Source organism: Chryseobacterium sp. CBSDS_008 (assembly GCF_049959325.1).
GTDB lineage: Bacteria > Bacteroidota > Bacteroidia > Flavobacteriales > Weeksellaceae > Chryseobacterium.
The window spans coordinates 2,895,544-2,911,187 of the sequence record NZ_CP188202.1; the positions used below are offsets into that span (position 1 = coordinate 2,895,544).

Annotated in this window: 15 protein-coding genes; 8 read left to right on the plus strand and 7 right to left on the minus strand. The window is 37.3% G+C overall.

The window, feature by feature from the left end; genetic code table 11:
- The first annotated feature begins 23 nt into the window (after positions 1-23).
- The 8 genes from ACP3T3_RS13035 to ACP3T3_RS13070 all read left to right on the plus strand — a co-directional run bounded on the left by ACP3T3_RS13035 (position 24) and on the right by ACP3T3_RS13070 (position 6,529).
- Positions 24-1,223: a beta-ketoacyl-[acyl-carrier-protein] synthase family protein gene (locus ACP3T3_RS13035; RefSeq protein ID WP_426476280.1), complete on the plus strand. Its 1,200-nt coding sequence runs from the start codon at positions 24-26 to the stop codon at positions 1,221-1,223.
- Entirely contained in the window at positions 1,220-2,281 is a 1,062-nt protein-coding gene (locus ACP3T3_RS13040; protein WP_426476281.1) for a beta-ketoacyl synthase N-terminal-like domain-containing protein, read from the plus strand. Before ACP3T3_RS13035 ends, ACP3T3_RS13040 begins: the two co-directional genes overlap by 4 nt.
- 169 nt (positions 2,282-2,450) lie before the next feature.
- On the plus strand, positions 2,451-3,203 hold the full coding sequence (locus ACP3T3_RS13045) for a polysaccharide deacetylase family protein (RefSeq protein ID WP_426476282.1): 753 nt from the start codon (positions 2,451-2,453) through the stop codon (positions 3,201-3,203).
- The gene (locus ACP3T3_RS13050; RefSeq protein ID WP_426476283.1) at positions 3,200-3,826 is read left to right on the plus strand and encodes a LolA family protein; all 627 of its coding nucleotides are present in this window, start codon (positions 3,200-3,202) and stop codon (positions 3,824-3,826) included. The genes ACP3T3_RS13045 and ACP3T3_RS13050 overlap by 4 nt, the downstream gene beginning before the upstream one ends.
- Positions 3,792-4,427, plus strand: a complete 636-nt coding sequence (locus ACP3T3_RS13055; RefSeq protein WP_426476284.1) for a hypothetical protein — start codon at positions 3,792-3,794, stop codon at positions 4,425-4,427. Before ACP3T3_RS13050 ends, ACP3T3_RS13055 begins: the two co-directional genes overlap by 35 nt.
- Before the next feature lie 71 nt (positions 4,428-4,498).
- Entirely contained in the window at positions 4,499-4,879 is a 381-nt protein-coding gene (locus tag ACP3T3_RS13060) for a 3-hydroxyacyl-ACP dehydratase (protein ID WP_426476285.1), read from the plus strand.
- A complete protein-coding gene (locus ACP3T3_RS13065; RefSeq protein WP_426476286.1) occupies positions 4,876-5,352 on the plus strand; it encodes a hypothetical protein in 477 nt (158 codons plus the stop codon). The genes ACP3T3_RS13060 and ACP3T3_RS13065 overlap by 4 nt, the downstream gene beginning before the upstream one ends.
- 4 nt (positions 5,353-5,356) lie before the next feature.
- On the plus strand, positions 5,357-6,529 hold the full coding sequence (locus tag ACP3T3_RS13070) for a DUF2062 domain-containing protein (protein WP_426476287.1): 1,173 nt from the start codon (positions 5,357-5,359) through the stop codon (positions 6,527-6,529).
- Between the two features lie 48 nt (positions 6,530-6,577).
- On the opposite strand, the gene ACP3T3_RS13075 is transcribed toward ACP3T3_RS13070, so the two are convergent.
- From ACP3T3_RS13075 to ACP3T3_RS13105, 7 genes are all read right to left on the minus strand, one after another.
- Entirely contained in the window at positions 6,578-9,220 is a 2,643-nt protein-coding gene (locus ACP3T3_RS13075) for a T9SS-dependent M36 family metallopeptidase (protein WP_426476288.1), read from the minus strand.
- A 152-nt stretch (positions 9,221-9,372) separates the two neighbouring features.
- Positions 9,373-10,626, minus strand: a complete 1,254-nt coding sequence (locus tag ACP3T3_RS13080) for an alpha/beta hydrolase (protein WP_426476289.1) — start codon at positions 10,624-10,626, stop codon at positions 9,373-9,375.
- A gap of 6 nt (positions 10,627-10,632) precedes the next feature.
- A complete protein-coding gene (locus tag ACP3T3_RS13085; protein WP_426476290.1) occupies positions 10,633-10,998 on the minus strand; it encodes a hypothetical protein in 366 nt (121 codons plus the stop codon).
- Positions 10,995-12,683 (minus strand): C45 family autoproteolytic acyltransferase/hydolase, encoded by a 1,689-nt coding sequence (locus tag ACP3T3_RS13090; RefSeq protein ID WP_426476291.1) that lies wholly within the window; start codon positions 12,681-12,683, stop codon positions 10,995-10,997. The genes ACP3T3_RS13085 and ACP3T3_RS13090 overlap by 4 nt, the downstream gene beginning before the upstream one ends.
- A gap of 1 nt (position 12,684) precedes the next feature.
- The gene (locus tag ACP3T3_RS13095) at positions 12,685-14,211 is read right to left on the minus strand and encodes a phytoene desaturase family protein (protein ID WP_426476292.1); all 1,527 of its coding nucleotides are present in this window, start codon (positions 14,209-14,211) and stop codon (positions 12,685-12,687) included.
- A 173-nt stretch (positions 14,212-14,384) separates the two neighbouring features.
- Entirely contained in the window at positions 14,385-15,269 is an 885-nt protein-coding gene (locus ACP3T3_RS13100) for a lipid A biosynthesis acyltransferase (protein ID WP_426476293.1), read from the minus strand.
- Positions 15,270-15,389: 120 nt separating this feature from the next.
- Positions 15,390-15,644: an acyl carrier protein gene (locus ACP3T3_RS13105; protein WP_426476294.1), complete on the minus strand. Its 255-nt coding sequence runs from the start codon at positions 15,642-15,644 to the stop codon at positions 15,390-15,392.

Genomic DNA, 15,644 nt, shown 5'->3' on the forward strand with positions numbered 1-15,644 from the left:
ACATTGTTACATTATTGAATACCATGAGTCAAAAAATTGCCATAACAGGAATGGGCATCATTTCCTCCATCGGAAACAATGTGGAGGAAAATTTTATTTCATTACAATCCGGAAAACACGGAATTTCAGATATCGAAATGTTTGAAACCCGCCATGCCGGACTTATTAAAACGGGTGAAATAAAATTATCCAATAAAGAGCTTGTACAGAAACTTCGGCTTGATGAAGACAACAACGTAACAAGAACCTCTTTACTGGGAATGATTGCTGCCAAAGAAGCTGTAGAAAGTGCCGGAATTTCAGATATCAATAGCTGCAGAACGGGGCTTATCTCTTCTACCAGTGTAGGCGGAATGGATATTACAGAAAAATATTTCTACTCTTACGAAGACTTTCCTGAAAAGCAAAAATATATTGACGCTCACGATGCCGGAAGCTCCTCATTGGCAATTGCTGATTATCTGGGATTAAAAGGCATGGTTTCCACCATCAGCACAGCCTGCTCATCGGCAGCTAATGCTATTATGATGGGGGCAAAACTGATCAAAAACGGAGTTCTAGACCGTGTGATTGTCGGGGGAACAGATTCTCTTTCAAAATTTACTTTGAATGGCTTCAATACCCTGATGATTCTTACGGATTCCTACAACACTCCTTTTGACAACAACAGAAAAGGACTGAATCTTGGGGAAGCCGCGGCTTTCTTAGTTCTTGAATCTGAAGAAGTTGTCAAAAAAGAAAATAAAAAAGTTCTGGCTTATCTTTCTGGATACGGAAATGCCAATGATGCACACCATCAGACCGCTTCTTCAGAAAACGGACAGGGTGCATTTTTAGCGATGCAGCAGGCCCTGAAAATCTCCGGATTGGAAAAAGAAAATATAGATTATATCAATGTTCACGGGACAGCTACTCCCAACAATGATTTATCTGAGGGAATTGCCATGATCCGAATTTTCGGAGAAAACCAGGTTCCTGAATTCAGCTCTACAAAAGCATTCACTGGACATACTTTGGCCGCTGCCGCAGGAATTGAAGCTGTATTTTCAATTTTAGCCATGCAAAACAGCATGATCTTCCCAAATCTGAATTTTAAAACAAAAATGGAAGAGTTTGATCTCACTCCCGTGACCGAACTGAAAGAGAAAAGCATCAATCACGTGCTTTCCAACTCATTTGGGTTTGGAGGAAACTGTTCCACTTTAATTTTCTCAAAATCATGAGTGCAGTATACATCAACAGTACATCCTGTATCTCAGTTCAGGACACTTTAAATGAAAATATTCTTCAGAACCTTACTGCTGAGAATTCATCAAACATCATTAAAGCGATAGAACCTAATTACAAAGAGTTCATTCCGCCTGCAATGATCAGAAGAATGTCTAAAACAGTAAAAATGAGTTCTGTAGCTTCCCACTATGCATTAAAGGAAGCTGGAATTGAAAAGCCGGATGCCATCATTGTAGGAACCGGAATGGGCTGCTCCCAGGATTCTGAAAAGTTCCTGAAAAACGTGATTGATAATCATGAAGAGTTCCTTACTCCTACCTTTTTCATCCAGTCTACCCACAACACAGTAGCCGGACAAATTGCTCTGGGATTACAGTGCCATGCGTATAACTTCACGTATGTAAACACTTCTTCTTCCCTGGAGTTTTCATTACTGGATGCACAGCTTCAGATCCATGACGGAGAAGCAGAAAATGTTCTGGTAGGTTCTACAGATGAACAGACAGCCAGAACCATGGAACTTTACTGCTTAAACAATACGATCAAAAAAGAAGCAGATCTTCCTGCCGATTATTTGAATTCTAATACCAATGGAGTAATCTGGGGAGAAGGTGCCAGCTTTTTTGTTGTAGGAAAAAACAAGACCGAAAGCTCGTACGCCAAGCTTAAGAATATTCAGATCAGCAATACAATTGAATTGAATGAAGTGCAGGATTTTATCCAAAATTTCTTAACTCAAAACAATCTTTCCAATCATGATATTGATGCTGTTATTTTAGGATTCAGTGGAGATGCAAAGTCAGATATGTATTATACAAAAGTAATGGATCTGTTTCCGGACTCATCTTTGCTTTATTACAAGCATTTGAGCGGAGAATTCAATACAGCGAGTGGTTTTTCAATATTTATGGCTTGTCATATTCTTAAGGAACAGCAAATCCCTGAAATTATGATGATCAATGAAGAGAAAAAAGGAAATGTGAAGAATGTACTTCTTTACAATCATCTGGCGGGTGATGATCACAGTCTGGTATTATTGGAAAAAGCTTAATTGACAGAGGGTAAAAAAGTTTATGATATAATAAAAACAGTACTGCTGTCATTCTGACGAAGGAAGAATCTCTGCTTTTATATGATGGATTCTTCATTTCGCTTCGCTATATTCAGAATGACAAAATGGATATAAATTCATAAAGTTTAACAATATAAAGCGCCCAGCAATGAAACACTATCCCTTCATCCTGTTCTATCTTTTCTGTAACGTTTTTATGTATGCGTTCCACGGAAGCTTTTGGGTGTATCTGTTTTGTTTTTTTGCTTTTTCTGCAGTAGTGGTTTGGGGTTCATTTGATATTGAACTGGGATATTTTGTCAACAGTATTACCCATAAACGCACCAGAATCAAAGAAGTGGCTCTTACGTTTGATGACGGCCCTACTGAATTTACGCCAAAGTTTTTAGATCTGCTTAAAGAACATGAGGTAAAAGCAACCTTTTTCTGTATCGGAAAACAGATTGAAAAATATCCTCAGACATTTCAGAGAATTATTGCAGAAGGCCATACGATTGGTAATCATACCTTATCCCATTCCAATTCCACCGGGTTTTTATCGACTTCAAAAATGATTGAAGAGATTGAAAGATGTGATGAAATCATGAAAAGTGCAGGAAATATCAAGACCAATCTCTACAGACCGCCTTTCGGCGTAACGAATCCCAATATTGCAAAAGCAATCAAAAGAACTCATAAAATAAGCATCGGATGGAACGTAAGGTCTTTAGACACCATCACTGATGATGAAAAGAAAATCTACAGCAGAGTAACGAAAGGCTTGAAAAAAGGAAGCATTATCCTCCTTCATGATACCTCGGAAAAGACCTTTCGTGTGCTGGCCAATTTATTAGTATTTTTGAAGGACAAAAAATATTCAACCTTTACTGTTGATACAGTGATAAATTCAAATAGAAAATGATTAAAAATATTGTTTTAGGGGTATTCTTACTGGTTTCCGGTTTCTTTTTTGCCCAAAACACACCCATGTCAGGAGCTGAAGCTAAAGCATTTGTATCGAAGGTTTCTTCAGATACAAAAGAGATTAAAACTTTACAGAGTGATTTTACCCAGACCAAAAAAATGGATTTCCTGGATAAAAGCATCATTACCTATGGAAAAATGTCTTTACAGACTCCCAATATGCTGAGCTGGAGATATACCAAGCCTTATCAGTACAGTATTGTTTTTAAAAGCAACAAGATCTTCATCAATGATCAGGGGAAAAAGTCTTCCGTAGATGCCAAGAGCAAAACTTTTGAAAAAATCAATAAACTGATTGTAGGAAGCTCAAACGGAACGATGTTTAATGATCCTGAGTTCACCGTAACGTATTTTAAGAACGGAAATCATAATGTGGCGAAGTTTATTCCCAAGACATCACAGCTCCTGAAATACATCAAACAGATTGAGCTGTATTTCCCTAAGAACCAGTCGACGGTTTCCCAGGTGAATATGACCGAAGATTCCGGAGATACTACCAATATTGTTTTCAAAAATACAAAGATCAATGCTTCCATTCCTGCGTCAGAGTTTTCTTTATAGCCTGATTCTGATACTGGCTGTTTCCTGTAAAACGTATACGTTAACAGAAGCAAGACCTGTTTCCTCTTCTGAAAAGATCGTGGAAAATTTATACTTTTCTTCCGGTGAAGATTATGTCTATAAATGCCAGATGGATATTTATAAAAACCATGTGAGTGGAATTCTGATCATCAAAAAACTGAATGAAACGACGCACCGTGTTGCCTTAACTTCAGATTTTGGAAATAAACTGATTGATTTTGAGATTTCTGACGATAGTTTTAAGCTGAATTATGTACTTCCTGACCTTGATAAAAAAATAGTGATCAATTTCCTGAAAAACGACTTCCAGCAGCTTCTGAAAAGAAAATATCAGGTCAGCGAAAGCTTTGAAAATGATCATGCTAAAATTTATCTCTCAAAAATTGAGAATAAAAGCTATTATTTATTCTTCAGCAAGGAAAACGGTTTACTGAAACAGATCATTCACACGAAAAATAATAATGAAAAAATCGATTTTACTTTTGATGCAAAAAAACCTATCTTCGCGGACAGCTTACATCTACAGCACAAAGATTTTAAGATCAATATAAAACTATTTCAAATAACCGAAACGGAATAAGAACTGTACGCCTACAAATATCGTTTTCAAACCGAATTGTATTGTACATTTAATCTTAAAAAAATAAGATCATGCAAACCATTCTTACAGACTTTTATACTTTAACATCACACGATAAGACAGAAGACGGAATATTTACTGCTCATATTCATCTCAATAAAGACCACGATATTTTCAAAGGCCATTTCCCTGGAAATCCGGTAACTCCCGGGGTTTGCATGATGCAGATCATTAAAGAACTGACTGAGGAGTTTACAGGTTCAAAATTATTCTTAAAAACAGCTTCCAATGTAAAGTTTATGGCGATCATCAATCCTTTTGAGACTCCTGATTTACAACTTCAGCTGGACATTAACGAAAGTGAAGAGGATGTGAAAGTAAAAAATATAACTTCCTTTGGCGAGACTATTGCATTGAAATTGTCTGTAAGCTATAAAAGAATACCATCATGAAATTAATCTTATCATTCATAGCCGCATTTGTTTTCTTCTTTCAGTCTGACCTTGAAACACTGAGAAACAGCTATGCAAAAGCCAATGAATCTAACAGCAATACAAAAAGTTTCATCGAAACTGCAGAAAAGCAATCCGGTTCTGACGCCGTTACTGTAGGATATAAGGCTGCTGCGAAAATCATGGAGGCAAAAATTACCAAAAGCAACAGGAAATCATTGGTAAAAACAGGAGCTACAAGTCTTGAAAACGTTATCAAAAGCAATCCCAATAATGCGGAACTCCGCCTGATCAGGCTGAGCGTTCAGGAAAATATCCCAAAAATTGTAGGATACCGCGGAAGTCTGAAAGATGATAAAACTTTCCTGTTGAATAATTACAGCAAACAGAATACAGCATTAAAAGGCTATATCAAAAGGTTTGCAATGCAATCTAAAACCATGACAGAGGCGGAAAGAGCCACTTTAAAATAAAACAATGTCCCTTGCTGAAGTACAAAATGCAATTTCTGAAAAGAAGATATGCGTTTTAATACCGACCTACAACAATGCGAAAACCCTGAAAAGGGTTATTGACGGTGTTCTCAACTATACCGGAAGTATTATTGTGGTCAATGATGGTTCCACAGATATTACCTCTCAGATTCTGGCCCAATATCCTCAGATTACCGTAATCTCCCTGCCAGAGAATAAAGGAAAAGGAAACGGCCTTAAAACAGGTTTTAGAGAAGCCAAAAAGTCTGGGTATGATTATGCCATCACCATTGATTCGGACGGGCAGCATTATCCGGATGATATCCCTGTATTTGTAGAGGCTCTTCTTCAGGAAAAAGAGGATGTTCTTCTGATTGGAAACAGAAATATGTCTCAGGACGGCATTCCTAAGAAAAGCAGCTTCGGAAACCGGTTTTCCAATTTCTGGTTTTGGTTTGAAACCGGAATCAGGCTGGAAGATACGCAGTCCGGCTACAGACTTTATCCTCTGCATAAAATTCCAAAGAAATATTTTACCCCTAAGTTTGAATTTGAGATCGAAATTATTGTAAGAACTGCATGGAGGCATGTTCCGGTTAAAAATGTTCCGGTTAAGGTTTCATATGATCCGGCAGAGCGGGTTTCACATTTCAGGCCTTTCAAAGATTTTACGAGAATCAGTATCCTGAATACGATTCTGGTAACGATTACTTTACTTTACATTATTCCGAGAAACTTCGTGAATAATTTCAAAAAAAAAAGCTTTAAAAAATTCATACAGGAAGATGTCTTAGAGAGTGATGGAAGCAACCGTACAAAAGCATTTTCAATCGCATTGGGAGTCTTCATAGGGCTTTCGCCTTTCTGGGGATTTCAGACGCTTCTGGTGATCAGCTTATCTGTACTTTTTAAGCTCAATAAAGTCCTTGCATTTGTAGCTTCCAATGTGAGCCTTCCTCCTTTTATTCCTTTTATTATTGCAGCTTCCCTTTTTCTTGGAGCACCATTTGTAAGTGGAGACAGCGATATTTTAAGCCAGGATTTAAATTTTGAACTGATTAAAAATAACCTGCTGCAATATATCATCGGCAGTTTTATCTTAAGCACTATCCTTTCTGCTCTTTCAGGAATGACTGCGTTTTTATTTTTGAATAAAGTAAATCCGGAAAATAATTAAAAAAGCCCGGAACAGTGTTCCAGGCCTATAATTAATTATTATAATTTGCTATTTAGAAACGATAATCTTTTGAGAATAATCAATTGAGTCGTTACTAACTTTCACAATATAAGCACCATTGATCAGTTTTTCTGCACTGATGGTGTTCTGCTTGTTAAGATTAATGCTTTCTTTGGAAATCAGTTTTCCTGTAAAGTCAAAGATAGAAACGGTAGTAATTCCTGATAAATTGATATCAGATGGAGTTTTTATCGTAAATTCATTTCTTACAGGATTTGGATAGATTGATATTCCTTTAGAGTTATTGATTTCTTTTACAGCCAAAGCCGCACATTCTGCAGGAACAGTGAAGTCTTCTACCTGATCACTCATTTCCGGCAAAGGCTGGTTAGCCCCAATTGCTACTCCATTCAGAGCACCTGCAGATGCATTCACTCCTAATCCTCTTTTAGCAAATGTTGTCCAGATCATACATTTGTTTTGTCCTCCTGTTGATGCCTGATCAGCAGCAAGAATTGCATCTCTTCCCTGTACAAACGTAGGATTACATGGCTGCAATTTAAGAGCATCCATTACCAATTGTAAAACTCTTGCACTTCCGCTGTTAGGATCTGCCAGAACATTACTGTTGTACCCGTACTTATCTACATACTTCCAGTTAAGATCCCAAAGCATTGAGGCCCAGATAAACCCAATACTGTGAACATCCGGAACTGTAAGAGCCCCAAGAATTGGATTATTTGCGTTCACTTTCATTCCATTAGTACGTCCATAAGTATAATCATTAATGGTAAAATCAGGTGAATATTTTGCCGGTCTTATTCCTAATCCTGTAGTTCCCTGCCCGGAAACAAAAGTACCCACACCTCTGGCTATAGAAGAAGTATCCCCTGGTCTTGTTGTCATCATCAAAGCGAAGAAATCAGACCATCCTTCTCCCATTTGCTCATTAGATGAAACATAAGATAAGCAAGAGCTTCCTGTTCCTGTAAGACGGTTAGAAATACCATGCCCGTACTCGTGACTGATTACACCGTTATCTAAACTTGCATCTTTGTAAACGGCTGTTGTTTTTATTGTTGCATTCCCAACAATACCATTAGTTAAGTCATTCACAAGAAACTGTCCTTCGGAAATGCCAACCATGATGGTAGGAATTGTGATGGTAGCGTCAGTTCCTCCCATTCCTATAGGTGTATTACTTGACGGATGATATTGTATAACTCCTACAGCCCCTGCATTCTGTAAATTCTTTGTTTTAACGGCAAAAGCACATCCTGCTGCATTTACCACTGCAATCTTTCCTACAAGGCTTCCGGCTGTAACTGCAGTACAGGCGTCTGCAGGCGTTGAAAGAGCAAGATCTCCTGTTACAGGCGGATTCCCCATAATCTGAGGTCCAAAATTAGCAGTAGTAGCTATTGGAGCCCTGGCAGTATAGGTAGATGGTGAATTATAATAAAGATATCTTACATTGCCACTCGGTGAAAAAAGGAACATCTGCATTCTTCCGCTTGTTCCATCGACACCCGGGTTAAAGTTGGCATTATTAAGACCACTGCCATCTCTGGATTCCGCAAGAACAGGATCATTACCCGTTCCTCCATTTCCAAAGTTATTGACCTGATAGTTCCTTGCAGATTCTGTAAATCCGAATTTATAGAATACGTCATGCATTTTATTCGCATTATAGAATAAATTGGTTACTGCCGCCGAAGTATATGTTGTGTGGCTGGCTGTTATATCTAAAGGAAAATCAAACGTCCTGCTTGCCCCCCCATCAGGAGAGAATTGTGGTGTATTGAGATTATTTTCGTCAGTGTATGCAAAAGCATTATTACCTCTTGTTATTGTATAATGATTAGTACCATCAGAATGCCATCCTTCCGGTGAAGCTGTCAGATCCCATGGATTTGTAAGCAATGTTCTGGAACCAAATGTAGGTGCTTCTGTAGGGAATGCAAATACATTATAAGAAGCATTATCAGGCACTAATACAAAATTGGAAGGCTTCTGCAGGCTTGCTGCAGTGATATTTGCAGGTAAAGAGATCGGAAAATTTTGTACGGAAGATTCAGAATGATGATCATAAGCTTCATCATGAAAACTACAAGACAAAGTTGTATTTTCCTGGTACAAAACAGTACCATTATCTGTACTAACAATAGTATTCCATACATTACCTGTTCCTTTTTCTTCAACATAGAACTGATACCCTAAGATCAATTCTCCTCCTTTTGCAAAATAAACAGAATGAGCCGCTATTGGCTGTTCTTTTCCATCAATATTCTTTACGGACAACAACCCGTTCAGTTTTTGAATCGTACTTGCTATTAAATCCTCCTTTCTAGCACTTTCCTTACCCTTAATTACAGAAGGATAGTTCTTAATAAAGGTATCTGTAAAGCTTAAGACTTTTCCGCCTCTGATCAAAACATTGGCAGAGCTTCCAAAAACCGGGATACCATTAATTGTCTGCTGTATACCTACAACATCTCCATTTAAGCTCTTTGAAGGATCTACATTGATAATTTTAAATCCTTTCAGTTCAGGATTTATTCTTTGAAATGATCCCTGAGCGGAATTAACATAGTCCTTAATAGTCTGTTCATATTTTTGCGCAGATAATGCACTTACGCTGAAAAGAGAACAAAACAACAAAAGCTTAACACTGAGTCGAATTTTTTTCATTAGATTACTTTTAACAAATATTAGTAGATTATATTTAATAATAAGTAGGCAAGCAATCCAAAATGTTACACATTTTTTAGAATATTTACATAAAAAATAATCTCAGCGAACTAGACTATCAGTTATGTCAATGTATCAAAAAGACTTAAAAATTACTTCAGAATAAACTGTATCAGATCTCTTAAAAACTGTTCATCCACCTTTCCTTTTGTGTCGTAATCTTTTGGAGAAGGTTTTCCGGAACCGGCAATGAATAAATGGCTTAAAGATGGATAAAACATGAATACTGCTGCTTTATTATTTTTCAGTGCCTGTTTCCAAAGGTTGAAATCTTTCTCTGTTACCTGATAATCTCTTCCTCCCTGCGCAAAAAACATCGGAACTTTGATTTTCTTCACCTCATTAAGCTGATTATAATCCTTTACGTATTTCCAATATGCCGCTGATTGGCCCAAAGGAAGCTCGGATGCCGGTGAGTTTACATTAAATTCAGATGAATTTAAAAATGTAACCTGCTTTTTAATTTCCTGAACAGCTTCAGCAGGAACTTTAGCAGGATCTATCGTGTGAAGATATTCATACTGCTCAACCAGAAGATTCTGAAGCGGTCTTGCATTCCCAGCCATAAAAATATATTTTGAAGCCTGTGCCCTTTTCGCTATTTCAGGCATCATATAAGCTCCCTGGCTGTGTCCCAGGATAATAATTTCATATCCTTTATAGTCCGGATTATTTTTGAAATAACTGGCTGCATTTACCGCATCATTGATGGTTTCCTCTTCTACTGTAGACTTTTCATTGAATGTTTCAGGATAGGAATAGTTTCTTTTATCATACCGGTAGGAAGCAATTCCATTATGTAAGAGGTATTCTGCAATATCTTTAAACGGTTTGTTTTCCCCAATGGTTTCGTCCCTGTCATGTGCTCCTGAACCATGAACAAAAATAACCAGTCTTTTTTTGTCATTGGAAGGAGGAACCAATAGAGTTCCGTTCAGTTCAATATCATCACTTTTTATTTTCAGTGTAGTCTTCTCATCCGGCTTCTCAAATGTTTTATGAGGAACTAAAAAGAAACCCAGCATTTTATTATTCTCAGCAAAAGTAAGTTGAATATCCAGTTTTGTTTTTTCAAACTCGGTATAGTAGTAATAGATATTTCCCTGATTGTTCACTTCAAGGATATTTTTAAATTCTCCAAGCTGAGTCTGAAGCTGTTCTGTAATAGATTTAAGCTGTTCCACAGGAATCTGGCCTGCTACAGAAGGGTCAAAATAAGCATGTGCCTTCTCTATATTTTTGTCGGCCAGCAGCGTTCTGATAAAAGTATCCCCAATCTCTTTTCTGTCTTGGGAAAATGAGAACATAGCGTATACGGTAAAGAATAAGGTTAAAAGTTTTTTCATAATCAATTATTTATAAACAACATCTGAAAATGATAATGGAGTCATCATTATGGTAACAAATATCGCAATAATTACCAAAGCCAGCTGTGTGATATGGTATATTTTCTCCCTTTCATCTTCATTGATTTCAAACGTAAATTTTATTTTATCCGGTCTCCTGATAATCAACCAGATAAACAAAAGTACAGCCAGGTTCATAAGAATGGGGAACACCACAAATATTTTGCTTCCATAATTATCTTTCATAGTCCCATAACCGTGAATAGAGATACTGTCTGGTATTGAGCCGTACACTGTACACAAGTATACTGAATGGCAGATGATAATGACAAAAGGAATGCAGAACAGCAGTTTTATATATTTGGGGATCATTTCAGTTTCTTTAAGGTTTTCTTCAGGTATTTTTCTACATTTTTTCTGTCCGGAACGGTTGTAATTTCCTTCGCCAAAGCTTTTTCAAATTCAGATTTTGCCTTTGAATATTCTTTTTTATTAAAATAATATTTCCCCGATTGGTAGTATACCAGCCAAAAATCAGGGTTCATAGCCTGATAGGAAGGGATAACATCATCTGTTAACAGTGTGTTTTTATCTTCAGCAGCCTCATTGATTTCTTTACCCCACATTTTAGACTGCTCATATTTTTCGAATTCTTCAGAGTCCGCGAAGGGATCACGGGCAATATTCAATCCCATTTTCGCCAAGAGACTTTGTGACAACTGTTTACCGGAAAAAATCTCATTCAGATCATAACATACAAATTCTCCCAGCTGATAAGGATTGGAAGAAACCCAAACCAGTCTTTTCTGAGGCGAAAATATAACGGCATGATGAGCCAAAAGCTGATTGAGTGCTTTTTCATTGCCATATCCTATTTGTTTATCTTTCAATCCGGATCTGTTTCTTAAAATAGAAGCCATCTTTTCCGGAGTGAGCTTTTTTTCTTCCTGCAAAAGCTCCTGAAGCCTTTCATATCGGTATTCAGAATGACTTTCTTGAATGTGTTTCTGATTTCTTTTGTCATCTTTATAGGCTTCCGACTGGAAATGATTGGTGCAAAGAACCCTGCTGGTATTTTGTACGCTGTACACTCCGAAGTTTTTAGGTGAAACTTCTATGATGACTGCATTTTTATCTGCCGCACTTCCTACAAGTATGGATTCTGAAACGAAAACTTTTCTTTTTTTAGCAATCGCAATCGCTTCTTCAATATTTTTAGCATACTGCAGAATTTCTCTTGTAACAAGGGAGATAGGTGTTTTGGCCGTCAAAGGAATTTTTGATTTTCCCGCGTTAATGGTTACCGTGATTCCTTCTTTGTTCATTCCGGAAACCACACCGATCATTCCCGGCCAGCTTACTGACATATAAGGAATTCCTTCTTCCGGCTGAACAAATTCTACCAGTTTATTTTTTGCAAAATCATCCCCTACATAAAAATCGAAATTTCTTCCGATCAACAGGTCTCCGTCTTCTGTATTTTCGTTCCATACCGCAAGAGAAGTACAGCCTACCATGGCAAGATCCTGCATGGCATGCCCGATATCATGGGCTCCGTGCAGGTAAAGATTTCTTAAATATTTAGGAGCAATAAAGTCATACTGGCCGGATGAATATTGTGATAAGCCATATAATTCTGCCTGATAATCTTCTCTTACATTGAGATACATCTTTCTGTTGTACCATTTTAAAAAACCTCTCAGCAGTCGTTGCCTGAATTTCGAAGGTACAAATCCTTCCACTTTTGAGAAAAAGATATTTTCCTGCTGCTGCATTAAGCTTTGTGTAAGGGCTCCGTTATTATATCCCAGCTGCAAAGGATTTCCTTTAATATAAAGTTCCCAGAGCTGTTGTTTATTTTTGGTAAGATAATTCTGATTGTAACTGAAGGTACTGTCGTTGACGCGGGTTACTTCCGGGACCTCCAAAGAATACTGTTGTACATCCGGAACGTGATGTATAGATTTTGAGATTCCGCAGGAAGTGAGGAAAAAAACAAAAGCAGGATAAAAAAGAACTTTTTTATAAGATCTGAATATGGTATTAGTTTTTTTCACTTTAGTTTTTATTAATCATTTGTGTCAGCCTGCTGTCTATCGTTTCTTTTCCAATAATTTCAGCACAGGTATTAAAAGCTCCGATAGTAACCCCTAAGATCCCATGCATATTCACGGATTGTCCGGTCAGAAAGAGATTATCTATTTTGGTACGGGGAGAAACCATTGTTTTCAGCGGATTTTCTGAGCTTTTCATATATCCGTACATATTTCCTTCAAAATTCCCGATATAGTCTCTGTAAGACAAAGGAGAAGAAGTGTATATTGTTTTAATAGCCCGCCTTAGATTCGGAATTTTCTTTTCCAAAGCATCCAGCATTTTTTCTGTTTTTTCAAGCTTAAATATTTCATAAGCTCTTCCTCTTTCATGCTCATCCGCTACAGTATTGAAGGTATCTTCCCATTCTTTAACCTCATCAAAATCCATATAAGAAATAGCGGTAAGGCTTTCTGCGAATTCGGGATGGTGCTTCGAAGGAGTGGAGGAAAGCATATAGGTTTCCGGCCACGTTTCTTTTTGGTAACGAAATGCATTCCAGACCTGCTCTTCTGATGAGTAATGATATCTGTTATAATTAAAATTCGGAAGGCAGTGAGGTTTTAAGACCAGGTAAATACTAAAACATGATGAAACCGGTTTCCAGCTTAAAACCCTGTTCAGAAAGGATTTTTTAAGTCTTTCCTCTCCAATAAGCTTAATAGTGGAGCGGATTTCAATATTTGAAATAAATCGTTTGGCAGCGTATTCTTTTCCTGTTTTTGTTTTTACAGATGCAAGTCCATTATTTTCGTTAAAAATAAATTCAGAAACTTCTGAATGCTTATGTACTTCGGCACCATATTCCCTAAGTTTCCTGATCAGCAGTTTAGAGATCCGGCTTCCCCCTTTTATGCATTTGTGGGCACTCTGGATATAAGAATTTACCGTTAAAGCATGTACATAAAAAGGTACGTTCTCAGAATCTCCGGCATATAAGAAATTCGAACCCAGTAAAACCGACTGCAGTTTTTTGTTCTGGGTAACGGATTCGATGAATCTTTTGGTATTAAGATGCAGGATTTCTTCGTTGTAATTGTCTTTTCCCACCACATGATATCTGGGAAACTGGCTGCAGATATACTGAATCTCTTCACAATAGTTTTCAAGATTTTCTTTTTCTTCGGGAAAGTATTTGGAAAGCTGCTCCACAAAATTCTGATATCCCTGTGCATGTGGATATTCTGTTTCATCCTCTCCAAAGCTGATTCTGTCATAGCCGTCTTCATCCATCAATTGAAGCTCGAGATCATCCATGATTTCCAGGTAGGAAAAGAACTGGTTCAGATTCTGCCCTTTGGACAAGCCTCCAAGATAATGGACTCCTGTATCAAAGATCAGTTTTTCCCTTGAAAAAGTCTGCAGATTTCCTCCATATTGGTTATTCTTTTCCAGAACGCATACTTTCATACCTTCTTTCGCCAATATAAGAGCTGAAACAAGACCTCCCAATCCGCTGCCGATTACAAGTATGTCGTATTCTTTCTTCAAAAGAGAATGTGCTTTAATGATTAAGAAACAGGGAATTTAAGATATTTAAAGATTACTTTGGTATAGTAAGCAGAGAAATTCTATTCTGGTCATACTATTTGACAATCTTAAATCTCGGTACATCTTAATGGTTGTTAGCTTTTGTTAGTTTTTACGGGATAAAAATAGAAAAATTAATCAACATCATCCCAAAAATCAAAATAATTAAACCATTGAAGCGGATATTTTTTCACCATAGCTTCAAGATTCTGAACATAAGACTGTAAAAGACCCTGTGAATCGCGGTTTTTGATATTCTGTGCCACTCTTGCATACAGATGGTAATGAAGATTATTCTCTTTCATCACATACACATATACTACGGGAACGCCTAACCTTGAGGCAATCAGGAACGGACCGGCCGGAAATTTTGCAGTTTTCCCCAGGAGTTCTGCTTCCAGATATTTAGACCCTTCAAAATAGCGGTCTCCGGTGAAACAGATAAGCTCATTATTGGATAAAGCCTGATTGATCTCAAAGATATGCGACATATCTTCTTTGACATAAATGAACTTGATATTACTCTTTTTTACAGCCACACTTTCCAGGTATTCTTTAATCACGGTGACTTCCTGATCTGTTGTTACCAGATTGATCTGACAGTCGAAGTCGATATCAGCAAAGAAATACTCTGCAATTTCAAAATTACCGATATGAGCACTGATCAGCACTCCTCCTTTTTTAGCGGCTAAAAGATTTCTGAGATTTTCAACACCGTCAAACTCATAGGTAAATTTATCTCTGAGCCCGGCAGAAATAGCTGTTTTATCAATCAGAACTTTTCCGAAGGTAAAATAGCTTTTGAATATAGAAATTTTGGATTTCCAGTATCCGTAATTCAGTCTTTTCTGAAAGTAATAAAGGATATACTGATTGCTTTGCTTCTGAAACAGTGAGTAGTAGGCTGCCACAAAGTACAACACCCCATATGAACTTCTGATTCCGATATTTCTAATACACCAGACGAAGATTCTGTATCCGAGTACTGTTCCTTTAGATTTACCTTTCCACTTGTTCATATATGTATTTAATATAACAGAGAACCAATGTAATACTATCTTTTTCCCAAGTTTCCGTTACCGGGGCACTATGATAGTATTACATTGGCACAATTTATAGAATAAAGATTTCCTCAATAATTAAGCGTTTTTTTCAGCAATCTTATGTTCAATCGTAGTATAGAAATCATCAAATGTCACCATTTTCTTGAAATCTGCTTCTCCTAATTTCACTCCGAAATTGGATTCAATCACGACTACCATGTCGATATAATCCAGACTGTCTAAGCCCAGTGTACTTTTAAGGTTGGCATCATTAGTGATTTCGTCTCCGTCTACCTCGAATTCGTTGACCAGAAAATCATTAACGATAGCAACAATTTTTTCCCTTTCCAT